The 22,269-nt window shown below is 71.7% G+C and carries 16 protein-coding genes; 12 read left to right on the plus strand and 4 right to left on the minus strand.

The window, feature by feature from the left end:
* Nucleotides 1-39: 39 nt before the first annotated feature.
* Nucleotides 40-1,743, minus strand: coding sequence for a SpoIIE family protein phosphatase (locus tag AB0917_RS07385; RefSeq protein ID WP_366818543.1), 1,704 nt, complete (start codon nucleotides 1,741-1,743; stop codon nucleotides 40-42).
* A gap of 202 nt (nucleotides 1,744-1,945) precedes the next feature.
* A complete protein-coding gene (locus AB0917_RS07390) occupies nucleotides 1,946-2,680 on the minus strand; it encodes an alpha/beta hydrolase (protein WP_366818517.1) in 735 nt (244 codons plus the stop codon).
* Nucleotides 2,681-2,945: 265 nt separating this feature from the next.
* On the opposite strand from AB0917_RS07390, the gene AB0917_RS07395 reads away from it, so the two are divergent.
* The 4 genes from AB0917_RS07395 (at nucleotide 2,946) to AB0917_RS07410 (ending at nucleotide 6,428) form a co-directional block, all read left to right on the plus strand.
* Nucleotides 2,946-3,431: a peroxiredoxin gene (locus AB0917_RS07395; RefSeq protein ID WP_366818518.1), complete on the plus strand. Its 486-nt coding sequence runs from the start codon at nucleotides 2,946-2,948 to the stop codon at nucleotides 3,429-3,431.
* 105 nt (nucleotides 3,432-3,536) lie between these two features.
* Nucleotides 3,537-4,046, plus strand: a complete 510-nt coding sequence (locus AB0917_RS07400) for a hypothetical protein (protein ID WP_366818519.1) — start codon at nucleotides 3,537-3,539, stop codon at nucleotides 4,044-4,046.
* A gap of 215 nt (nucleotides 4,047-4,261) precedes the next feature.
* Nucleotides 4,262-5,719: an SPFH domain-containing protein gene (locus tag AB0917_RS07405; protein WP_366818520.1), complete on the plus strand. Its 1,458-nt coding sequence runs from the start codon at nucleotides 4,262-4,264 to the stop codon at nucleotides 5,717-5,719.
* A 202-nt stretch (nucleotides 5,720-5,921) separates the two neighbouring features.
* Nucleotides 5,922-6,428, plus strand: coding sequence for a DinB family protein (locus AB0917_RS07410; protein WP_366818544.1), 507 nt, complete (start codon nucleotides 5,922-5,924; stop codon nucleotides 6,426-6,428).
* Nucleotides 6,429-6,447: 19 nt separating this feature from the next.
* Here AB0917_RS07410 and AB0917_RS07415 read toward each other — a convergent pair whose 3' ends face one another.
* Nucleotides 6,448-7,578 carry a hypothetical protein gene (locus AB0917_RS07415; RefSeq protein ID WP_366818521.1) on the minus strand — a complete coding sequence of 377 codons (1,131 nt, stop codon included), beginning with the start codon at nucleotides 7,576-7,578 and terminating at the stop codon, nucleotides 6,448-6,450.
* Between the two features lie 280 nt (nucleotides 7,579-7,858).
* Here AB0917_RS07415 and AB0917_RS07420 point away from each other — a divergent pair, with 280 nt between their 5' ends.
* The 5 genes from AB0917_RS07420 (at nucleotide 7,859) to AB0917_RS07440 (ending at nucleotide 12,247) form a co-directional block, all read left to right on the plus strand.
* A complete protein-coding gene (locus tag AB0917_RS07420; RefSeq protein ID WP_366818522.1) occupies nucleotides 7,859-8,293 on the plus strand; it encodes a pentapeptide repeat-containing protein in 435 nt (144 codons plus the stop codon).
* A gap of 751 nt (nucleotides 8,294-9,044) precedes the next feature.
* Nucleotides 9,045-9,665, plus strand: coding sequence for a hypothetical protein (locus tag AB0917_RS07425; RefSeq protein WP_366818523.1), 621 nt, complete (start codon nucleotides 9,045-9,047; stop codon nucleotides 9,663-9,665).
* 145 nt (nucleotides 9,666-9,810) lie between these two features.
* Nucleotides 9,811-10,281: a TrkA C-terminal domain-containing protein gene (locus AB0917_RS07430; RefSeq protein WP_366818524.1), complete on the plus strand. Its 471-nt coding sequence runs from the start codon at nucleotides 9,811-9,813 to the stop codon at nucleotides 10,279-10,281.
* A gap of 2 nt (nucleotides 10,282-10,283) precedes the next feature.
* On the plus strand, nucleotides 10,284-11,558 hold the full coding sequence (locus AB0917_RS07435; protein ID WP_366818525.1) for a cation:proton antiporter: 1,275 nt from the start codon (nucleotides 10,284-10,286) through the stop codon (nucleotides 11,556-11,558).
* 233 nt (nucleotides 11,559-11,791) lie between these two features.
* The gene (locus tag AB0917_RS07440; protein WP_366818526.1) at nucleotides 11,792-12,247 is read left to right on the plus strand and encodes a TerB family tellurite resistance protein; all 456 of its coding nucleotides are present in this window, start codon (nucleotides 11,792-11,794) and stop codon (nucleotides 12,245-12,247) included.
* Nucleotides 12,248-12,280: 33 nt separating this feature from the next.
* On the opposite strand, the gene AB0917_RS07445 is transcribed toward AB0917_RS07440, so the two are convergent.
* Nucleotides 12,281-13,354 carry a helix-turn-helix domain-containing protein gene (locus AB0917_RS07445; RefSeq protein ID WP_366818527.1) on the minus strand — a complete coding sequence of 358 codons (1,074 nt, stop codon included), beginning with the start codon at nucleotides 13,352-13,354 and terminating at the stop codon, nucleotides 12,281-12,283.
* A gap of 494 nt (nucleotides 13,355-13,848) precedes the next feature.
* Here AB0917_RS07445 and AB0917_RS07450 point away from each other — a divergent pair, with 494 nt between their 5' ends.
* The 3 genes from AB0917_RS07450 to AB0917_RS07460 all read left to right on the plus strand — a co-directional run bounded on the left by AB0917_RS07450 (nucleotide 13,849) and on the right by AB0917_RS07460 (nucleotide 22,251).
* Complete coding sequence (locus AB0917_RS07450) at nucleotides 13,849-14,523, plus strand: hypothetical protein (protein ID WP_366818528.1); 675 nt, start codon at nucleotides 13,849-13,851, stop codon at nucleotides 14,521-14,523.
* Between the two features lie 377 nt (nucleotides 14,524-14,900).
* Nucleotides 14,901-17,024, plus strand: coding sequence for a flotillin family protein (locus AB0917_RS07455; protein WP_366818529.1), 2,124 nt, complete (start codon nucleotides 14,901-14,903; stop codon nucleotides 17,022-17,024).
* Nucleotides 17,025-17,256: 232 nt separating this feature from the next.
* Nucleotides 17,257-22,251 (plus strand): DNA repair ATPase, encoded by a 4,995-nt coding sequence (locus AB0917_RS07460; protein WP_366818530.1) that lies wholly within the window; start codon nucleotides 17,257-17,259, stop codon nucleotides 22,249-22,251.
* Nucleotides 22,252-22,269 lie beyond the last annotated feature (18 nt).

Below are 22,269 nucleotides of genomic sequence, written 5' to 3' on the forward strand. Positions count from 1 at the left end.
GGGGTTGCCCTGCGCGGGGCTGCCCTGCACTGGGTCCCCCTACGCACCACCGCCCCCCGGCCTCCGCAGCACCGGCGGCCCCTCCCGGATGCGCGAGGCCAGCACCGCGATGTCGTCCTCCGCCTCCCCGCCGAACCGGTCCAGCACCCGGTCGAGCAGGTCCTCCAGCCGCCCGCTGGGCGGCAGGGTCAGCGAGGTCAGCCGCTGGACGGACACGTCGATGTCCTCGCCCCGGCGCTCGACCAGGCCGTCGGTGTACATGAACAGCACCGTCCCCGGGCCGCACGGCACGGAGGTGGTCCGGTAGCCGCCGAACCCCATGCCCAGCGGCGGCCCGGACTCCACCTGGACGATGCGGGCCCCGGCCTCCCCCGGGTCGATGAACACCGGCGGCAGATGCCCCGCACTGGCCACCTCGCACACCCCGCCGAACCGGTCCACGACGGCCAGCAGACAGGTCGCCGCCCGGTCCAGGCCCGACCGCTCCACCATGGTGTCGAGCTGCTCCAGGATCTGGTGCGGCGGCAGGTCGTCGCCCGCCAGCAGCCGCAGCAGCGAGCGGTAGTGGCTCATCGCCACGGCCGCCTCCACACCGTGGCCCATCACGTCGCCCATGGCCTTGAGGTGGCGGCCGTCCGGGAGCGGTACGACGTCGAACCAGTCGCCGCCCACCAGGACGCCCCGCTCGGCCGGCAGGTACCGGGTGGCGATCTCCACGTGCGGGTGGGGGCCGCGGGGCTCGGAGAGCAGGGAGCCCTGGAGCTCCCGGGCGATGCTGTGCTCGCGGTCGTAGCGGCGGGCGTGGTCGAGGTCGACGGCGGCCCGGCCGGCGAGTTCCCGGGCGACGACCGTGTCCTGGTCGGTGAAGGCGGGGGAGCCCTCGGCCCGGACCAGGCTGAGCACGCCCAGCGGGCGGCCCCGGGCGGTGAGCGGGACGATGAGCGCCTCGCGCAGGCCGAGGGCCTGGGAGGCGGCGATCCGCTCCGAGGTGAAGGCGGACCGGGTGCTGCGGTGCTCGGACCAGTCGTCGAGGACCGGCTCGTTCCCGGCCAGGCAGCGGGTCACCGCGGAGTCCGCCGCGAAGTCGACGTACTCCTCCGGATGGCCGAACCGCCGCATCTGCTCGTCCAGCTCGCCCACGCCCCGCAGCGCGGCGCGCCACAACCGCAGGACGCCGGGTCCGGCGCGGCGTACGGCGTGCCCCACCTCGGGCGGGAAGACGTCGACGACCGCCGCGTCGGCGAAGGCGGGCACGACGTAGTCGGCCAGCTCCCGGCAGGTGGTGCCCATGTCGAGCGTGGTGCCGATCCGGACGGCGGCCGTGGAGAGCAGGGCGACATGGCCGCGGGCCCGTTCGAGCTCGGCCCGCTGCCGGGCGATGTCGCTGATCTCAACGACGATCACCATCAGCCCGCACACCGCCCCGCCCGTCTCCAGCCGGTGGTAGGTGGCGCGCCAGAACCTCGAGGCGTCGGAGGCCGCGGCCCAGGTGCGGCCGCTGATCGTCTGCTCGCGGGGTTCCCCGTCGCGCAGGACGCCGCGCAAAACGGCGGCCTGGCCCCGGAGTTCGGGGAGCACCTCCGAGAAGGCCCGGCCCAGGTGGGATCCGGCGGGGAGGCCGTTGAGCCGTTCGAGCGCCGGGTTGACGTACGTGTAGCGGAGGTTCACGTCGAGTACGGCCACTCCGGCGGGGTTCCCGTCGAGCAGGGCAGCCACGGTCGGGGGGTCGAAGGACGACGGCATGCCGTCGCCGCACGCTTCGGCCTGCAAGGGGTTCTCCTCCGCCGTCGCCGGGCCTTTCGGATCCCCATCGTGGACGGCCGCCCCCGGCACCGCATCCGCAGGGCGGCGGGCGCGCTCGGCCGGAGACGGCCCGGGGCGGCGCGCAGGGGCGGCGCCCGGGGACACGCCGAAGGCCGCACCGTAAGGCGGCGCCCGGAGACGGTCAGGAACTGGGCAGGAGCCCGGCCCCCCGCTCGGCGCGCAGCCGGTCGAGGTCGAGGGTGCCCTCGGTGGGCTCGGCGGTCGGCGGCAGGCCGAGGGCCGCGGTGACGGGCCCCGGCAGTCCGCCGGTCCCCAGCAGGCCGGTGACCAGGGTGGTCGTGAGGCGGTGCCAGGCCGCGGCGCGGCGGATCATCGCGTGGTCACCGCCCCGGACGGTGACCATGCAGGTACGGGCGCCGGCCCGGCGGGCCCGGGTGGTGAGGGACTGAGTGGCCTGGGGGCTGGTGACCCGGTCCCGGCTGCTGTGCACCAGAACGACGTCGCGCCCGGCGAGCTGGGTGACGGGGTCGCCCGGCGGGCACCAGGGGGCGAGGCCGACGACACCGCGTACGAGGGGGTGCCCGGCGGCGCGCAGGGCGGCGCGGGCACCCATGGAGTGGCCGAGGAGGACCACCGGCAGCTCCCCGGCCTCCTCACCGAGGGCGTCGAGCGCGGCCAGGGCGTCGCGGAGGGCGTCGGCGCGGGACCCGTTCCAGCCGCGGTGGACGTAGCGCACCTGCCGTACGAGGACCTCGCGACCGTCCTCGGGGGCGCGGGTGGCCCGGGTCAGGGCCCGGACGAAGGGGCGCATGCGGACGCCGGGGAGGTTCAGGAGACCGGGAGGCGGCGGTTCCGTACCGTTCTCGTGGCCCCCGTGCAGGACGAGTACCGCTGCCGACGGCGGTCGTTGGGCCACACGTACCTCCAGATCCGGGTGCGGAGGACGACGCCGCCGCTCCCTCCGTATTCGGTGCGGACCCCGTTCCGGATGGGCCGAACGTGTCAACGGACGGAAAGTGCCGTTCACTGTACGGGCTCGGACCCGGACCATGTACGGGCGCGGACCCGGCCCGTGCACGAGCACGGACCCGGACCATGTACGAGCACGAGCCCCGCCCGTGTACGGGTACGTGCCCCCGCCCCCGCATCCACGCGCCACGAACGCACAAGAAGGAGCCCTCATGGCCGCAGGACCTCCCCTCGGCAGCCCGGCACCGGACTTCACCCTCCCCGGCGGTGTCCTGTCCGGGGACACCTTCGAACGCGGTGACTACGCGCTCTCCGCCGCCCGGGGCCGTTCCCTGGTCCTCGCCTTCTACCCCGGGGACAACACCAGCGTCTGCACGAAGCAGCTGTGCTCGTACTCCTCGGGCATGGAGACCTTCGAGGGGCTCGACGCGGAGGTCTGGGGAATCAGTCCACAGGGTGTGGACAGCCATGAGTCGTTCGCCCGCGCCCAAGGGCTCCGTATGCCGCTGCTGGCCGACGAGGGCCGGGAGACCGCCCGGACGTACGGGGTCGCCGCACCCGGCATCGGCGTACGGCGGGCGGTCTTCCTCATCGGCCCCGACGGCGTCCTACGCTGGAAGCACGTTGCGCTGCTGGGAGCGACCTTCCAGTCACTTTCCACCCTTGCTGATCAGTTGTCCGGCATCAAAACCGCGTAAAGACTGCCGGGATCCGGCAGTGCTACGAACCGGTCATGTATGGGATCATCCAGCCAGTTCAACGGAAAATACCCGGAGGAAGTCGAAAAGCAGGGGAGTGATCACGTGACCTTCTTTCTCGGTCTCGGCATTGCGGGGATCGTCCTGCTGGCCCTTTCCCTCATTTTCGGCGGCGTCCTCGAAGGGATGTTCGACGGCGCGCTCGACGGGCTCTTCGACGGACTGCTCTCGCTCCCGGTGATCGCCGGCTTCACCTCGATGCTCGGCTTCGGCGGGGCGATCGTGCTCGGCGCCACGGGTGCCGGGCCGTTCGTGGCCACCGTCGTCGGCGTCACGGCCGGTGTGGTCGCGGGCTGGCTGACCTGGAAACTCAGCAAGGCCCTGATGCGGGACCAGACCTCCTCCACGCCGCGCGGCGGCGACCTCGTCGGCACGTCCGGGACGGTTGTCACGGCCATCCCGGCCGAGGGCTACGGTGAGGTGATGCTGCGGCTGGCGGGTCAGCCCGTCAAATACGCGGCCAAGTCCCCGGCACCTGTCGTCCGGGGCACCGAGATCTGGGTGGAGGCGGAGCTGTCGACCACCTCGGTCGCCGTCCGCCCGGTCGAGCGCTGACCCTGCGGACCGGCCGCTCCGCCACCGCCTGACTCCACCACCGCCTGACTCCACCACCGACTGACTCCGCCACCGACTGACTCCCTCACCAGCAGACGTCAGAACGCCGAACCCACCCTTACCGTCACCGTCACCCTCACCCCACCGACCCCACCAGCACCCCGCACCACAACAATCTGCCGTCCCCCAACCGGGAGGCAGGGGGGACACCTTTCATGAGTCCAGTTGTCATCGCCGTCATCGGCATCGTCGTACTCCTCGTCCTGCTCGGCCTGGTCGTCATCACGCGATACAAGGTCGCCGGGCCCAGCGAGGCCTTCATCATCACCGGCCGCCGCGGCAAGAAGTCGACCGATCCGGTCACCGGCCTCACCAGCGTCGACAACAGCGGCCAGAAGGTCGTCGTCGGTGGCGGCGTCTTCGTCGTGCCGTTCGTCCAGCAGAAGTTCACCCTGGACCTCTCCAGCCGGCACATCCCGATCGCCGTCCGCGGCGCGGTCACCCTGCGCGGCGTGAAGTCCAACCTCGAAGGCGTCGCGATCGTCAAGGTCGGTGGCGGCGAGGACGCCATCCGTGCCGCCGCCCAGCGCTTCCTCCAGCAGCAGGACGGCATCGTCGGCTTCACCCAGGAAGTGCTCTCCGGAGCGCTCCGCGCCATCGTCGGCCGCATGTCGGTCGAGGACATCATCCGCGACCGGGCGGCGTTCGCCGGGCAGGTCGCGGAGGAGGCCGAGACCAGCCTCTCCGGCCAGGGCCTGATCCTGGACGCCTTCCAGATCCAGGACATCACCACCGAGGGCTCCTACCTGGAGGACCTCGGCCGCCCGGAGGCCGCCCGCGCCAAGCAGGAGGCGGACATCGCCGAGGCGATCTCCAAGCGCGCCTCGGAGCAGGCCCGGCTGAAGGCGGCCGAGGAGATCGCCATCGCCGAGCGGACGTACTACCTGAAGCAGGCCGAGATCAAGGCCGAGACCGAGGCCGCGGCCGCCCAGGCCAACGCCGCCGGTCCGCTCGCCGAGGCCGCGCGCCAGCAGGAAGTCCTCCAGGAGCAGGAGAAGGTCGCCGAGCGCCAGGCCGCGCTGACCGACCGCGAGCTGGACACGAAGGTCCGTAAGCCCGCCGACGCCGCCCGTTACCAGGCCGAGCAGGAGGCGGAGGCCCGCCGTATCGCCCAGGTCAAGGAGGCCGAGGCGGACGCGGAGCGCTCGCGCCTGACCGGTCAGGGTGAGAAGCTCCACCGTTCGGCGCTGGCCGACGCGGTGCGCATCGAGGGTGAGGCCGAGGCCGCCTCGATCGCCGCCAAGGGTGCGGCCGAGGCCGAGGCCATGCAGAAGAAGGCCGACGCGTTCGCTCAGTACGGTGACGCGGCCATCCTCCAGATGCTGGTCGAGGTCCTCCCGGAGGTCGTCGCGAAGGCTTCCGAGCCGCTCAGCGCGATCGACAAGCTGACGGTCATCTCGACGGACGGCGCCGGTCAGCTGGCCCGTACGGTCACCGACAACGTCGCCCAGGGCATGGAGCTGCTCAGCTCCACGACGGGCGTGGACGTGGCGTCCCTCCTGGAGAACCTGAAGAACCGCACGGCCGGCCCGGCTTCGTCGTCGGCGTCCGACACGTCCTCCTCGCCGCAGAAGAGCGACCAGAACAAGGACAAGATCGAGATCACGGACTGACGCCCTCCCGCATCAGCTCCACCGCCTGTGCCCGGCAACGTACGTACGTCGGTACGTCGCCGGGCACAGGCGCGTCCGCCGCCGCACAAACCGCTTCTCATCGCCCCCGCCACTGTGCGAAGTTCGTACGGTGACCACCTCCGCACCCCGGCCCTCCGCCGCCGCCTCCCCCACCTCCACCTCCACCTCCACCACGATCGACCTGCTGCGCTGGCAGTTCGACCTGACGTGGTCGCTGTTCGAGTACCACTTGGAGCGGATCGAGCCCGAGGACTTCCTGTGGGAGCCCGCCGCGAACTGCTGGACGGTACGCCGCTCCGCCGACGGGACGTGGAAGCCGGACTGGGCCGACACCGAGCCCGACCCCGTGCCCGTCCCCACCATCGGCTGGCTGAGCTGGCACATGGGCTGGTGGTGGAGCGTGGCCGTGGACCACGCCGAGGGGAGAACGCCCCGGGACCGGGAGGCCATCGCCTGGCCCGGCGAGGGCGCCCCGACCGTCGAGTGGCTGCGCGGCCTGCGGACGGACTGGCTGGCGGCTCTGGACGGCCTCACCACCGCCGACCTGGACGCGACGGCCCCGTTCCCGTGGCAGGAGGACCCGCAGCACACCATCGCCCACATGATCGCCTGGGTGAACGCCGAACTCATGAAGAACGTTGCGGAAATCGGCCAACTCCGCCTACAGCGAGCCGTCGCCCAGCCCTGACGCCCCGGTCGGCCTCGCGCTATAGCCCGGCTGAGCCCTCGGAGGCAGCAGCGGCGGCAGCGGCGAGTCGAGACCGCCACCCGTCCGGGTCCCGCCCGGCCTCCACGGCAGCCGCGGCGTCTTCGGCAAGATCGATCCCCAGATCGGCGGCCCGCCGCTCGGCCCACCGGGCCCAGGCGGCGGCCTGCTGGCAGTCGGGGCACTCGGTCTCCTCGCCCAAGGGCCGGAAGACATGCTCGCTCCCGGGCCCCTGACAGGTCACGAGCGGCACAACGTACCGGGTCGCAGCAGACACAGGAAGCACAGGCGGCAACGCCTCCACTTCCCCGCCCTCCGCAACAGCAGGCGCCCCCCGCTCCGGCACCGACACCGACACGGGCACCGGCGCAGGGACTGGCGCGAGAGCGGGCTCAGGCGCGGGCGCTTCGGGCATCTTCTGCACAAGCCGATGCCCCAGGAACCCCACAGCCGACCGCACCCCGTCCGACGGCAGACCACTGCTCAGCACACGCCGAAGCTCACCACCCGACACCCCACGCCGCAACCACTCGGCAGCCTGCCCGACGAGGGACCGTGCCTCGGCAACCCCCAGATGCAACTGCCGATGAGAGTGCCGCAGGGACAACAACACCCGCTCAGCCTCAGCCTCCTGAGGCGGCATCAGCTCGACAACCGGCTCCACACCGGGCTCTTCGGTGGGTGGGTGGGATGAGTTCTTCCCCAGTTCTTCGTCTACCGGTAGTTGATGACCGACGGTCCGAGGACCCGGCTCACCGACGGTCGGAAAGTGCACACTCGGAGACGACTCCTCCCCCACACCGGCCTCCCGCCACACGACAAGAGCATCGGCATCACTCAACGGCACATTGGAGGACAACTGATGGGTGACCCACAACCCCCGCTCCGCAGGAGCCTTCCGCTCATGCACAAACCCGTTCAGGACCAACTGCTCCTTGGCCCGCTGAAACGCACGCCCCTTGATCCCCAGCTTCCGACCATGCTCCGACAACGCCAAGTGGGTCTGGTCATCGGGCAACCCCTGCACGTACAACAGCAAGATCTTCGCGTCACTGCACAGACGCGGATGACGCACGACATCGTGCGAGGCCTTCGTGTAGCGCCGAACCGGCGCGATAGCATGCCAAAGCATCCCGGTGGACTCTCTTCCACTAGTTGGGTGAAGGCCCTCGGCTAGGTGCTGTAACACCACCGGGGGCCGCCCCATGCGCGCATGACGTACACGCACACACAGAGCGTGATGACCTGATCACCGTACAGCAGGCGCGGGGGCGTTCGCGCCCAAACCGGCCCGAGAGGGCCCCAAGTCCCCCTACAGAGGCGCGCGATCGTCGCCGACACGACCATCTGTTGAATCCTCAAATTGTCGAAATCTCGACTCCGACCTCCACCCCGACTGAGACGCTGGTCCCATGACCACGCCACTGACCGCGCGCCAACGCCTGTCCGAGCTCCACCGCTACGCGGCCGTAAGCGGCGAGGACTTCACCCACCAGAACCTCGCGTCGACCCGCACGAACCAACTGCGCTTCGCGCGCTGCTCGTTCGCGGGCGCGGACCTCCGCTACGCGACTCTGGAAGGCTGTTGGTTCAAGTTCTGCGACTTCAGCGGCGCAGACCTGCGCGGAGCCTCCCTACGCGGCGCGGTCCTGGCCGGCTGCGACCTACGGGATGCCGACCTGCGCGACACCGACCTGACAGGCGCAAGGCTCAGCAGCGTCAACACAGGCATCCCCCGCCTGGGCCCCACGGACATCACCGGCGCCCGCTTCGAAGGCACAACCCTGCGCAACGTCCAGGCAGACGCCGTCATCGGCTGGCCCCCTGGACCGGTGCGCATCGAGTAGCCCTGACACAGACCAATCCCCCCATGCCAAGCCGGTAACAACGCCCATTCCTCCCCCCCCTGGACGTCAACGGCGTACTGCCCCGCTCCGCCGCCCCCAACTCCCCGGCCGACAACTCCCCCAGCCCGTCGCCCGCCCGGTGGATCAGCAGGAACCGACCGCCCTCGCGCGCCACCACCCCCACCCGCGTACACGCTGTACATGCGCCACAGGGATGTAGACCGGGCCCAGTTGACCAACCAGCCGGGCCGCCCCATAGCTCGTCAACCTGTGCGCCGCGCCACCAGTGCCGGGATCGCGCCGATCTCTCGGGGCTGACGAGGCCTGCCTCGCTGAGCGGGGCGAACCCGATGCCGGAGCAGCCGACCCCCTTCCCGGGACGGGCTCCGTCTCGGTCGACCACCATGCCGCTGTCATCAGGCCGAGAAGCCGGTCAAGAGCCTCGGCTACGGGTGGTTCCTGTCCCCAGGGGCGCAGTTCGCGGGCGGCTCCGAAGACGGTGTTCATTCTTCTTCTTCACGTTCTTCGCGCCATCCGCGTCCCTTTCTGCGGCACCGCGGACCGACTGACAATGCGGATGTCGCAGACGACCCGGCCTTTCCGGCCCGCCCGGCCCGCCGTCCCCTCCCGCTGCGCGGTCGGCCGGCTTCGTAGCTTCCACCGCGCTCGGGGATCCCTTAGCCTCACACCCTGTTCACATTCGACAATGGGTGGCTTCTAAACGGGAGTCAGGTGCGGGGGTAGTGAAAATATGCGTGAAAACTGGCGCATAAAGGTGAGCGTCTTCGCCGGCGTGTCAGCACTTGCCTCAGCACTGGCGTCCGCGCTCGCGTTCTCGGCCCTTACGGCCGCGCCCGCCGTGGCCGACGAATCGGCGGCGAGCCTTCAGGAAGTGCGGCTGCCCGCGGATGTGAAGGTCGTCGACGGCCTCGCTCCGGGCGCCGGGGCCGGTTCTCCCTCCCTGGAGCCCGGGGCCGTGACCCGGGCCGTGGCCCCCTCCCTCGAACCCGGCGCCGGCGTTCCCGTCTCGGCAACGGCAGCCGCCAAGGCCGCTCCGGCGTCCGATATCTGCCTCGGTACCACCGCCGCCTACGGCGCCACCGGATGCTTCCAGCACAACGGCGACGTCGTCTGGGCGGGCGACACGGAGAAGGACGGCATGTCCGCCGCCGTCGGCGTCTACACCGACTACGGGCGCGCCGCCGAGGTCTGCATCAACAAGCTCGGCGTGAACACCTGGGCGACCTGCGCCAAGGACTACCGCGAGAGCGGGAACGTACGCCTGCGGGTGCTGCGCTACGACGGTGACACCGGGAAGTTCTACCAGCCCGAGTCCTGGTCCGGCTGGATTCCGGTCGACGGGAAGTACTGATCCGCCGCCCTTCAGGCGCGGTGGACCAGGGTGCCGGGCCACCACCAGCGCCCCTGGGCCGCTTCGGGCCGGTCGATAAAGTAAGGGCCGGATAAAGACATCGTCCTGTGCGCCGAGACACCGACGCACGTCTCGGGAGGAAGCCATGGGAACCCGTCGCACGTCACTGCCCGGAGTAGGCGCTCAGTACGACTTCACCACCGACACGGGGCAGCACATCTCCGTCGTCGTCCACCACGACGGGCGGCGGTTCATCGGGTTCTACGAACAGGACGACCCTGATTCGTGCCGGCTGTCGGTGCCCCTGACGACGGCCGAGGCCACCGCGCTGGCCCACCTCATCGACCCCGCGCCCATCGACGCCGTACGCACCGAGGGCATCGACCTCGTCACCGAGCACATCCCGCTCGGGTCCCGTTCGCCTTACGGGGGGCGGCTGTTGGGGGAGACGCGGGCGCGGACGCGGACCGGGGCGTCCATCGTGGCGGTGCTGCGTACGCACAGCGCGCACCCGTCGCCGGAACCGAACTTTCGACTCGCCATCGGGGACACGCTCGTCGCCGTGGGTACGCGTGAGGGCGTCGACGCGCTCTCCGAGATCATTGCGGAGGGCTGACCGTGCATGACACGACCGCACTGCTGGTGGAGCTGGGGGCCGTCATCCTCGGGCTCGGGCTGATCGGGCGGGCCGCCGGGCGGATCGGGCTCTCCCCCATTCCCCTCTACCTGCTCGCAGGGCTGGCTTTCGGCCACGGCGGGATCATCCCGCTCGACGCCAGCGAAGAGTTCACCATGGTCGGCGCCGAGATCGGTGTCATCCTGCTGCTGCTCCTGCTGGGGCTGGAGTACAGCGCCTCCGAGCTGGTGACCAGTCTCAAGACGCAGTACCCGTCCGGGGCCGTCGACTTCGTGCTGAACGCGACGCCCGGTGCCGTCGCCGCCCTGGTCCTCGGCTGGGGCCCCGTCGGCGCCGTCGCGCTCGCCGGGGTCACCTGGATCTCGTCGTCGGGCGTGATCGCGAAGGTGATGACCGACCTCGGGCGGCTCGGCAACCGCGAAACCCCGGTCATCCTCGGCGTCCTCGTCATGGAGGACCTGGCGATGGCGGTCTACCTGCCGCTGCTCACCGCCATGCTCGCCGGGGTCAGCCTGGCGGGCGGCAGCCTCGCGCTCGTGATCGCGCTCGGCACCGTCGGCTTCGTGCTGTACCTGGCCCTGCGCCACGGCCGCCTCATCAGCCGCGCGGTCTCCTCCGACAACCCGGAAATGCTGCTCCTGGTCGTCCTCGGCCTCACCGTCCTCGTCGCCGGGGTCGCCCAGCAGCTCCAGGTCTCGGCGGCCGTCGGCGCGTTCCTCGTCGGCATCGCCCTCTCCGGCGAGGTCGCCGAGGGTGCCCGCAAGCTCCTCACGCCGCTGCGCGACCTGTTCGCCGCCGTGTTCTTCGTCTTCTTCGGGCTCTCCACCAACCCGGCCGACATCCCCCCGGTGCTGCTGCCCGCCGCCGTCCTGGCCGTCGTCACGGTCCTCACCAAGATCGCCACGGGCTGGTACGCGGCCCGTCGCGCCGGAGTCGGTTCGCGCGGGCGCTGGCGGGCGGGCGGCACGCTCGTGGCACGCGGTGAGTTCTCCATCGTCATCGCCGGTCTGGCCGTGGCCACCGAGCCGCGCATCGGGCCGCTGGCCACCGCGTACGTTCTGATCCTCGTCATCGTCGGCCCGCTCACCGCCCGGTGGACGCAGCCCCTCGCCGCGAAGATCGAGGCCCTGCGCGGCGGCAGCGGGACGGGCCGGGGAGGCATGGTGCACGACGTGCCCCGGTCCGCGCCCGAGCGCCGGCTCGCCGCCCACGACGACCTCACCCCCGAACCCGCGGGCGAGGCGCGCGGCGACTGACCCCGCGTACCCCGCGGTTCCTCCCCCGGCCGGTTCGGGCCGCCGTCGACGCGGCAGCCCGGACCGGCCGTTGGGCTGCCCGGGGCCCGTCCGCCGCCGGCCTGGCGGAACCGGTCGTACGGGCCTGGCAGAGACCGCGAACCCGGGGCGGGGGGCCACCGTCCCTGCTAGCTTCTACACGTCTGTAGAGTTTTCTTTTGTTCCGGCATTGCACCGCAACGTATGGAGATGTCATGGCCCTGTGGGATCGGATCAAGGAATCCGCTTCGTCTATGCAGACGCAGCTGGAAGCGAAGAAGAACGACCTGAAGTCAGGGGCGTTCCGGGACGCGAGCATGGCCATGTGTGCGCTGGTCGCCGCCGCCGACGGCTCCATCGACGCGTCCGAGCGTCAGCGCGTCGCCGCGCTCATCGCCAACAACGACGTCCTGAAGAACTTCCCCGCGGACGACCTCCAGCGGCGCTTCAACGACTACCTGAACAAGCTCACCGCCGACTTCGACTTCGGCAAGGTCAGCATTCTCCAGGAGATCGCCAAGGCGAAGAAGAAGCCCGCCGAGGCGCGTGCCGTCATCCAGATCGGCATCATCATCGGCGGCGCCGACGGTGACTTCGACAAGACGGAGCAGGCCGTCGTGCGCGAGGCGTGCTTCGCCCTGGACCTGCCGCCGCACGAGTTCGACCTCTGAGAGCACGCGCGTAACAGCGGCCGGCCGGGGACGTCACAGCTCCTTGGCCGGCCAGTCCAGCAGACGGGCGCCGATCACCGCCGTCTGCAGGCTGTAGCGGTGCATCGGGTCCGCCGGGTCCGAGCCGGTGAGCTGGTGGATGCGCTCCAGGCGGTACGTCAACGCCCGTACGCTCAGCGCCAGTCGGCGGGCCGTCTCGGCCGCCACACAGCCCGCGTCGAAGTAGACCGACAACGTCCTCAGCAGCGGCTCCGCGCCACCCCGCGCCTTCTGGAGCGGGCCCAGCTCGCTGCGCACCAGGTCCGCCATCGCCTGCCTGTCCCGCGTCAGCACCGGGTAGACCAGGAGGTCCGAGGCGTAGAGCACCGGGTCCTCCATCCCCATCCGCTCCGCCAGGTCGAGCGCTTCGAGCGCCTCGTCGTACGAGTGGACCACCCCGCCAGGGCCTTTGTGCGGGCGGCCGATCGCGACCTGGCCGCCGTCCGTCGCCGCGTGCGACTGCTTGGCGAAGTAGCGCAGGACGTCGGGCTGGCTGCCGGGCGCGATGCAGACGATCCGCCCGTCCTTCGTCGTCAGCAGGATCTTGCGGCCGCTGAACCGGGTCAGCAGCGCCGCCTCCACACTGCGCGGCACCGCGTCCGTCTCCGTGTACGCCTCCGGGCCCGTCGCCACCCCGACCGCGTGTGCCCGGGAAAGCCGCAGGCCGAAGCGGGTGGCCCGCTCCGCGAGATGGACCAGATCGCTGCGCCCGTACAGCAGGTCGTCGATGAATTCGCGGCGCGCCGCCTCCTCCCGCCGCACCGTCAGCCGCTGTGCCCGCTCGAACCCTTCGGCGAACGCGTCGACCGCCTGCTCCACCGCCGCCAGCACAGCGTCCGTCACAGCGGGGCTGTTTCCGGCAGCGGCACGTGGCCAGGCCTCCCGGGTCTGTGCCAGATGCATCGTCACCAGCGCGCGCAGTTGATGCCCCGCATCGGCCGCCTCCCGGCCCAGCGCGCGGCGCATCTCCAATTCGTTACGTGTCAGACGCCGTCCCGTTGTGGCGACTTCACCCAGAATCTGGGCATAATTTCCCAGCATTTCGTCGGGGATCCTCGGCTCAGCCACACACTCTCCTTCAGCCTTGCAACAGTCTTGTCATTTCACCAATGCTCGCCGGGCGGTGCCGGTGCCCGGCATCAGGAAAGCGTAAAGATTGCCGGAATCCGGCAATGCGGCGGGGGCGGTTCGGATGACAGGATCAGGTCAGCAACACAACGGGGGAACACACGGGGGAGCACGGGGGATACGGGGGAGAACAGGCGCCCGTCCGGACGATCCACGGGGGATCCACGGGGGATTCGGGATTCGACGGAAGCGCCTCAGGGGAGCGACCCGGTCGCTGCGGCACCGTTCGCAGTGCCGCAGCGCCGGGCCCCGCCACCGCAGGACCGCGATCTCCGGGACGGCCCGTAGCCACCGGGACGGACCGTACGACCGCCACCACCGGGACGTACGACCGCCGGCACCGGCCGGGCGGCCCGAACGGAACTCCCCCGTACCGGTAGAAGTCCGCGCCCGCCACCGGGCAGGCGCGCAGAACAGCAGAGGGGGTGGGACCGATGGGTGAGTTCCTGGACGCGGCACTCGGCTTCCCCGCCGTCATCTTCGGCGCGGCGCTCGTGGTCGTCGTCTTCTTCTGGCTGCTGGTGCTCGCCGGCGCCGCCGACCAGCACTCCTTCGACTCGGACCTCGACTCCGGCGCGGCCGGCCTCGGCGGGGTACCGGTCACGGTCTCCGTATCGCTGCTCGTCGTCGTCGCCTGGTTCGGCAGCCTGAGCGGTACGGTCCTGCTGCACCACATCCCGGCCACCGGCGCCACCCGCTCGGTGCTCGCCGTCGTCGTACTCGCCGGATCGCTCTTCCTCGCCTGGGGGACCGTCCGCCTTCTCGCACACCTCTTCCGCCGGTACTTCCCGGCGGAACCTCCGCCATCGCGCAAGGACTTCGTCGGGCGCGTGTGCACGATCCGCACCGGCTCCGTCACCGCCGCCTTCGGTCAGGCCGAAGTCGCCGCGGCCGACGGTTCGACGGCCATCGTCCAGGTCCGCCAGGCCCCCCGGGCCGCACACCTGGCCGAGCTGCGCGCCGAGGCGCTCCTCGGCTCGGGCAGCACGGGTCTCCTCTACGCGTACGACGAAGAGGGCGAGTTCTTCTGGGTGTCGCCGTACGACGCGGCCCTCGACCCGGGCCCGAAGGCGAGACCGGGCGGGCTGCCGGAGGACGCGAACGGCTGACCCCGGCGGGACGCACGCCCAGCGGGGTGCGCGTCCGGGGGGCGGGTCCGGTGGGCGGGTGTCCGGCCGGGCCTGTGCCCCGGTGGGGCGCGCGGCCGGGCACAGGGCGGCCACTGCCGAGGCCTTGAGCCCGCTTCCGCGGGCTTGAACCTGTGGATGCGGGGCGGTGGTTGCGGGTCTGTGCCTGCGGACCTGTAGTCGCGGGTCCGTGGCTGCGGGTCTGTGCCGGTGACTGCCGCCCGTCGCCTGTCGCCTGCTGCCGGTCCGCCTTACGCACCGTTTCCCGTACGTCCCTCCGCCGTCCGCCCTTTCGCCCTCCCTCTTCTTCGTTCCTCACCTCTCCTCACTTCCGTACCCTCCAGCCGCCAAGGACTCTTATGGATGCCATCTCCTGGGGCATCGGCGTGATCATCGCCGTTGTCCTGCTCATCGTCATCGCCATCGCCTTCGTCATCACCCGGCTGTTCCGCAAGGTCGAGCAGGGCAAGGCGCTGATCATCTCCAAGACCAAGAAGGTCGACGTGACCTTCACCGGTGCCGTCGTCCTGCCCGTGCTCCACAAGGCCGAGACGATGGACATCTCGGTGAAGACGATCGAGATCCGCCGCGCCGGGCGCGAAGGGCTCATCTGCCAGGACAACATCCGCGCCGACATCCAGATCACCTTCTTCGTCCGGGTCAACAAGACCGTCGAGGACGTCATCAAGGTCGCCCAGGCCATCGGTACGGGACGGGCCAGCGACAAGGACGCCATCCAGCAGTTCTTCTCCGCGAAGTTCTCCGAGGCGCTGAAGACCGTCGGCAAGCAGCTCGACTTCGTCGACCTGTACACCAAGCGTGAGGAGTTCCGGGACCGGATCATCCAGGTCATCGGGACCGACCTGAACGGCTACCACCTCGACGACGCCGCGATCGACTTCCTCGAGCAGACCCCGATGTCCCAGCTCGACGGCGCCAACATCCTCGACGCCCAGGGCATCCGGAAGATCACCGAACTGACGGCGATCGAGCACGTGCGCACCAACGAGTTCCAGCGCACCGAGCAGAAGGAGATCACCCGGCAGGACGTCGACGCCCGCGAGACCATCCTGGAGCTGGAGCGCCGGCAGGCCGAGGCCGAGATCAAGCAGCGCCGCGAGGTCGAGACCCTGCGCGCCCGCGAGGAGGCGGCCACCGCACGGGTGCAGGAGGAGGAGCGGCTCGGTTCGCAGAGCGCGTTCATCAAGACCGAGGAGCAGCTCGGCATCCAGCGGGAGAACCAGGCCCGGGAGATCGCCGTCGCGCAGAAGAACCGCGAGCGCGTCATCGCCGTCGAGAGCGAGCGCATCGAGAAGGACCGGATGCTGGAGGTCATCGGGCGCGAGCGCGAGACCGAGCTGAACCGGATCGCCGCCACCAAGGAGGTCGAGGCCGAGCGCCGCGAGGTCGCCGACGTCATCCGGGAGCGGATCGCGGTGGACCGTACGGTCGCCGAGCAGGAGGAGTCGATCCTGACCCTGCGCGCCGTCGAGGACGCGGAGCGGGCCCGCAAGTCGGTCATCATCGCCGCCGAGGCGGAGGCCCAGGAGAAGCTGGTCAAGGACATCAAGGCGGCCGAGGCTGCCGAGGCTGCCTCCACGCACCTGGCGGCCGAGCAGCTCACGCTCGCCGAGGCGCGGCTCAAGACCGCCGACCTGGACGCGCAGGCCAAGCTGCGGCTCGCGGAGGGCATCCAGGCCGAGACGGCCGCGCCCGGCCTCGCCGCCGTGCAGGTCCGGGAAGCCGAGGCGGACGTCACCGAGAAGGCCGGTCTCGCGGAGGCCGAGGCCACGTCGGCGCGGCTCAGGGCCGAGGCCGAGGGCGCGCGGCTCAAGGCGCTCGCCACGGCGGAGGGCACGCAGGCCCAGGCCACCGCGGACGCGGCGGTCATCGGCGAGAAGCTGAAGGCGGAGGCCGAGGGGCTCACGGAGAAGGCGGCCGCGATGGCGGCGCTGGACGACGCCTCGCGCGGGCACGAGGAGTACCGCCTGCGGCTCGACGCGGAGAAGGAGATCCGGCTCGCCGGCCTGGACGTGCAGCGGCAGGTCGCCGAGGCGCAGGCGACGGTCCTGGCGACCGGGCTGGAGAACGCCGACATCGACATCGTCGGCGGCGACTCGGTCTTCTTCGACCGGCTCGTGTCGTCGGTCTCGCTCGGCAAGGCCGTCGACGGCTTCGTCGACAACTCGCAGACCGCGCAGGCGCTGGCGGGGCCGTGGCTGGACGGTTCGTCCTCGTTCACGGACGACATCAGCCGGGTGCTGGGTTCGGTCTCCACGGGTGATGTGCAGAATCTGACGGTGTCGGCGCTGCTGATGCGGCTGATGGGGTCCTCCGGTGCGGCCTCCGGCCAGGTGGAGCAGTTGCTGGCGGCGGCGAAGGAGCTGGGGCTGGCGGATCTGCCGGTCTCCTCGGTGGCCGGTACGAAGGTGGCTCCCGCCGCTTCGGTGGCGGCCCGGAACGGGGCCGGGCCGGTCGGGTAGTTCCGCCATCTCCCGCCCGTCCGGTGTTCAAGGGCGGAACCTTCGGCCCAAGGGGCCCGGACGGGCCGGTCGTGCGCCCCACGGGGGTGGACGCACACCAGGACCCGCCCCCGCACATCCGGGGCGGGCCCGCCGGCCGGAGGTTCCGTCCTCGAACACCGGACGGGCGGGCAGGGCGCCGGACACGGCGCCCGACGGGCTGATCAGGAAGAACACGTAGGGAGCCGTACGCATGGACAGCGACATCACCGCCACCGCCACCGCGCCTCAGGGCGGGGAGGGCGATGTGGACGCCGGTGCCTACGAGGTGCTGCGGCGGCGGCTCTCCGCGCAGGCCGGCGAGCTCGTGCGGCGGGCCGAGGCGCTCAACGTACGGCGGACCGAGGAGTTCGGCTCGACCGAGCTGCGGCTGCTGGCCACCGAGCAGGTGCGCACCGAGCACGCCTCCGTGCCCCGCGACCTCATCGCCGTGGGCGGGCAGCTGCTCTTCGGCTTCGAGCGGGGGCCGGGGGCCCGGGGTGAGGCCGGGGTCGACGACGTACTCCTCGTGCGGGGTGCCGAAGCGGACGGCGACGCGCCCGAGCCGGGCGCCACCCTCCTCGACGACGAGGGCTTCCGGCGCGAGTTCTCCTCGCTCCACCGCTACTTCCGCGACGCCCGCCTGCTGCGTCTGCGCCGCGTCAACGGCAAGCTCCTCGCCGTCTTCCGTACGGGCGAGAACGCCGAGGACATCCGGGTCCTGCGGTGGGCGCTGGGGGCGGACGGGTCGCCCGGGGCGTTCCTGGACGCACAGGGCGAGCGCGACCACGTCTTCCCGCCCTCGCACGACTTCGAGTGGACCGTGGCCGGGCGCGACGCGCACGTCCCCGGGCGCCACCCGCACATCGCCATCGGCAAGGGCGGCGGCCTCTTCGTCGACACGCTCGGCGGGACGCTCACCGTCAAGGTCACCGACGACACCGAGTCGCCGGACGGGATCTACGAGGAGCCCGTCGACGAGCCGTTGCAGTCGCTGGCCGACGCCGACGTCGAGTACGCCGAGGTCGGGCCGCTGGTGCTGCTGCGGGTGCGGCCGTACAAGGAGAAGGCCTGGCGCCACCTGGTCTTCAACTCGCTGCTCTCCACCGTGCAGCGGCTCGACGCGATCGGCCCGTCCTGCCACCGGCTCCCCGAGGACCAGGGGATCATCTTCCCCGGCGGCTACTACCTCACCACCGGCACCGCGAAGACCTTCGACACCGCCGAGGAGCTGACCGAGCCGGTCTTCGAGGGCGCGGTGCGCTCGCCCAACGGCGAGGACGTGCTGTACGCCTTCCGCTCCCGCGACGGCGTCCGCAGCCTCCTCCTCCCCTACAACCTGATCCGCCAGGAGGTCGCCACCCCGCTCACCGGGCGCGGCCACGCCCTCCTGGACGACGGGACGCTCATCCTGCTCCGGGACAACCCGGACGGTCCGGCGCGCGTGCACCCGTTGCAGCGCTGGCAGACGCCGTACGTCTCCGACACCTACGCCGCCTCCCGCCCGGCCGGGTCCGGGCCGCTCGCCCGGACCGGCAACGCCGACCTGGTGCGCGGGATCTCCGACTGCCTGGCACTCGCGCACGGCGTGCGGGACATGACGCCGACGACCGCCGTGTACGGGCAGCTCGCCGCCGACTGCGCGCGCGCCCAGGACCGGTACCACTGGCTCTCCGACCCTGAACTGGGCCTTCTGGCCGAGCCGTTGGGGGAGCTGCGGACCACCGCCCAGCAGGTGCTGGCCGAGTTCACCGCCGTACAGGAGCTGACCCGGCGGGCCGCCGACGCGCTGGAGGAGACCACCACCCGCATCACCGCGCTGGTCCGGCGGGTGCGCGGCGAGGTGCCGGGGTCGGCCTCCGCGTGGGTGGAGCGGCTGACCGAACTGCGGCAGGCGCACGGGCACTTGGCGACCATCAGCGAGATGCGGTACGCCGATGCCGAGCAGATCGCCCAGCTGTCGGCCCGGACCGAGGACGACATCGCCTCCGCCGCCCAGCGGGCCGTGTCGTTCCTCGCCCGCGAGGACGCCTTCGACGGGTACCACGAGGACATCGCCGGGCTCGTCGCCGACGCGGGCGCGCTCGCGACCGTACGGGACGCGTCCGCCGTGACCGACCGGCTGGCCGCGATGACGGACGGGCTGGCCACCGTCACGGACGTGGTGGCCGGGCTGGAGATCGGTGACGCGACCGTGCGTACGTCGATCCTGGAGCGGATCGCGGAGGTGCTGGGCGGGGCCAACCGCGCCCGCGCCACGCTGGACGCGCGCCGCCGGGAGCTGCTGTCGAAGGAGGGGCGGGCCGAGTTCGCCGCCGAGTTCGCGCTGCTCGGACAGGCGGTCACGGGCGCGCTGGCCGCCGCCGACTCGCCGGAGGCCTGTGACGACCAACTCGCGCGGCTGCTGCTCCAGTTGGAGAACCTGGAGTCGCGGTTCGCGGAGTTCGACGACTTCCTCGCCGAGCTGGCCGAGCGCCGGAGCGAGGTGTACGACGCGTTCTCGGCCCGCAAGCAGACGCTCCAGGACGAGCGGGCGCGGCGGGCCGAGCGGCTGGCCGGGTCGGCGCAGCGGGTGCTGGAGACCATCGGCCGGCGCGTGGCGGCGCTCGATGACCTCGACGCCGTCCACACCTACTTCGCCTCCGACCCGATGGTCGCCAAGGTCCGCCGGACCGCCGACGAACTGCGTGAACTGGGCGACCCCGTACGGGCGGAGGAGCTGGACGGGCGGCTGAAGGCGGCCCGCCAGGAGGCCGGGCGGGCGCTGCGCGACCGCAGCGAGCTGTACGCGGACGGCGGGTCGGTGATCAAGCTGGGGCGCCACCGGTTCGCGGTGAACACCCAGCCGTTCGACCTGACGCTCGTACCGGCCGGGGAGCGCCTCGCCTTCGCGCTGACCGGGACGGACTACCGGGCGCCGGTCACCGACCCGGCGTTCGAGGCGACCCGCCCGTACTGGGAGCAGCTGCTGCCCTCGGAGTCGGCGGCCGTCTACCGGGGCGAGTACCTGGCCGCCCGCCTCCTGGACGAGCGGGGGGCCGAGCGCCTGGCCGCTCTCGCCGACGACGAACTGGCGCTGCTGGTGCGCGAGTCGGCGGCCGAGGCGTACGACGAGGGGTACACCCGGGGCGTCCACGACGAGGACGCCACCGCCCTCCTGCGCGCCCTGCTGCGCCTGCACGCGGACGCGGGGCTCCTGCGCCACGAGCCCGCCGTCCGCGCGGCTGCCCAGCTCTTCTGGGCGTACGGCACCGACGAGGCGCTGCGCACCTCCTGGACCCGGCGCGCGGTCTCCCTGGCCCGCGCCCGCGACACCTTCGGGCTGGCCCCGGCCATCGCCGTGCTCCAGGAGGAGTGGGCGGCGGCGATCGGCGCGTTCGACGGTGCGGCGCGGGCCGACGCGGTCGCCGCGTACCTCTTCGAGGAGGTGACCACCCAGCCCGCCGGGTTCGTCGTGGGCTCCACGATCCGCTCCTTCCTGGACGCCTTCCACCGGGCGGCCGGCCCCGACGTGTACGGGGACGACCTCGCCGCCCTCGGCGACGACCTGGCCGCCCGCAGGCAGCTCGTGGAGGGCTGGCTGACCCCGTACGCGGAGGCCACCGGCGCCGCCGTCGACCCCGGGGACCTGGCGGAGGCCGTGGCGGTGGAGCTCTGCCCGGAGCTGGAGCGGTACGGGTGCGACGCGCCGCTCACCGCCGGGGTGGAGGGCCTCCTCGGCGACCACCCGCGTATCGGGAGTGGCGGAGCCCTCACCGTACGGATCGATGAACTCCTGGCCCGTACGGGCGAGTTCCGCACGCACACCGTGCCCGCCTTCCGGGCCTACCAGCGGCTGCGCACCTCGCTGGTGTCCGCCGAGCGCGGGCGGCTGCGGCTGGACGACCACCGGCCGCGCGTGATGTCGGCGTTCGTCCGCAACCGGCTGCTGGACGAGGTGTACCTGCCGCTGATCGGCGACAGCCTGGCCAAGCAGCTCGGCACCGCCGACGCCGACCGGCGCACCGACTCGCAGGGGCTGCTCCTGCTCGTCTCGCCGCCCGGTTACGGCAAGACGACGCTCATGGAGTACGTCGCGGACCGGCTCGGCATGGTCCTCGTCAAGATCAGCGGGCCGAACCTGGGCCATGACGTGACGTCCCTCGACCCGGCCCAGGCGCCGAGCGCGACCGCCCGGCAGGAGATCGAGAAGATCAACTTCGCGCTCGAGGCGGGCAACAACACGCTGCTGTACCTGGACGACATCCAGCACACCTCGCCCGAACTCCTCCAGAAGTTCATCCCGTTGTGCGACGCCACCCGCCGCATCGAGGGCGTACGGGACGGCGAGCCGCGCAGCTACGACCTGCGGGGCAAGCGGTTCGCGGTCTGCATGGCGGGCAACCCGTACACGGAGTCCGGCGAACAGTTCCGCATCCCGGACATGCTGGCCAACCGGGCCGACGTGTGGAACCTGGGCGAGGTGCTCAGCGGGCGCGAGGACGTCTTCGCGCTGAGCTTCGTGGAGAACGCGCTGACCGCCAACCCGGTCCTCGCCCCGCTCGCCGCCCGCTCGCGCGACGACCTGGCGCTGCTGGTGCGGCTGGCCGGCGGCAGCGACCCCTCGGCCCGTGCCGAGCACCTGGAACACCCGTACTCGGCAGCCGAGTTGGACGCCATCCTCGCCGTACTGCGCCACCTGCTCACCGCCCGGGACACCGTCCTCGCGGTGAACGCGGCGTACATCGCCTCCGCCGCGCAGACGGACGCGACCCGCACGGAGCCGCCGTTCCGGCTCCAGGGTTCGTACCGCAACATGAACAAGATCGCGGAGCGGATCGTGCCCGTCATGAACGACGCCGAGCTCTCCGCCGTCGTGGACGACCACTACGCGGGCGAGGCCCAGACGCTCACCACGGGCGCCGAGGCCAACCTCCTCAAGCTGGCCGCCCTGCGCGGAACGCTCACCGCCGAACAGGCCGAGCGGTGGGCGGCGATCACCGGCTCCTACGTCCGTACGCAGGCGCTCGGCGGCCCGGACGGCGACCCGATGACCCGGGCCGTGGCCGCGCTGGGGCTGCTCGCGGACCGGATCGCGGCGGTGGAGACGGCGATCCAGCGGGCGGCGGACCCGCGTCACCTGCTGGCGGGCACGGGGAACCACCGGAGCACCGCCGGACAGGCGGTCTCCCCCGATCACCGCGCGAAGATCACAAACATTCCACACTGATCGGCGGGACCGAGCAGG

The organism is Streptomyces sp. NPDC007346, from assembly GCF_040703535.1.
Lineage (GTDB): Bacteria > Actinomycetota > Actinomycetes > Streptomycetales > Streptomycetaceae > Streptomyces.

Bases quoted from the DNA above. Each gene is read 5' to 3' on its own strand.
- AB0917_RS07395 (WP_366818518.1), top strand. From the start codon at position 2,946: ATGGCCGCAGGACCTCCCCTCGGCAGCCCGGCACCGGACTTCACCCTC.
- AB0917_RS07460 (WP_366818530.1), top strand. From the start codon at position 17,257: ATGGACAGCGACATCACCGCCACCGCCACCGCGCCTCAGGGCGGGGAG.
- AB0917_RS07455 (WP_366818529.1), top strand. From the start codon at position 14,901: ATGGATGCCATCTCCTGGGGCATCGGCGTGATCATCGCCGTTGTCCTG.
- AB0917_RS07450 (WP_366818528.1), top strand. From the start codon at position 13,849: ATGGGTGAGTTCCTGGACGCGGCACTCGGCTTCCCCGCCGTCATCTTC.
- AB0917_RS07440 (WP_366818526.1), top strand. From the start codon at position 11,792: ATGGCCCTGTGGGATCGGATCAAGGAATCCGCTTCGTCTATGCAGACG.
- AB0917_RS07385 (WP_366818543.1), bottom strand. From the start codon at position 1,743: ATGCCGTCGTCCTTCGACCCCCCGACCGTGGCTGCCCTGCTCGACGGG.
- AB0917_RS07420 (WP_366818522.1), top strand. From the start codon at position 7,859: ATGACCACGCCACTGACCGCGCGCCAACGCCTGTCCGAGCTCCACCGC.
- AB0917_RS07405 (WP_366818520.1), top strand. From the start codon at position 4,262: ATGAGTCCAGTTGTCATCGCCGTCATCGGCATCGTCGTACTCCTCGTC.
- AB0917_RS07415 (WP_366818521.1), bottom strand. From the start codon at position 7,578: ATGCTTTGGCATGCTATCGCGCCGGTTCGGCGCTACACGAAGGCCTCG.
- AB0917_RS07425 (WP_366818523.1), top strand. From the start codon at position 9,045: ATGCGTGAAAACTGGCGCATAAAGGTGAGCGTCTTCGCCGGCGTGTCA.
- AB0917_RS07430 (WP_366818524.1), top strand. From the start codon at position 9,811: ATGGGAACCCGTCGCACGTCACTGCCCGGAGTAGGCGCTCAGTACGAC.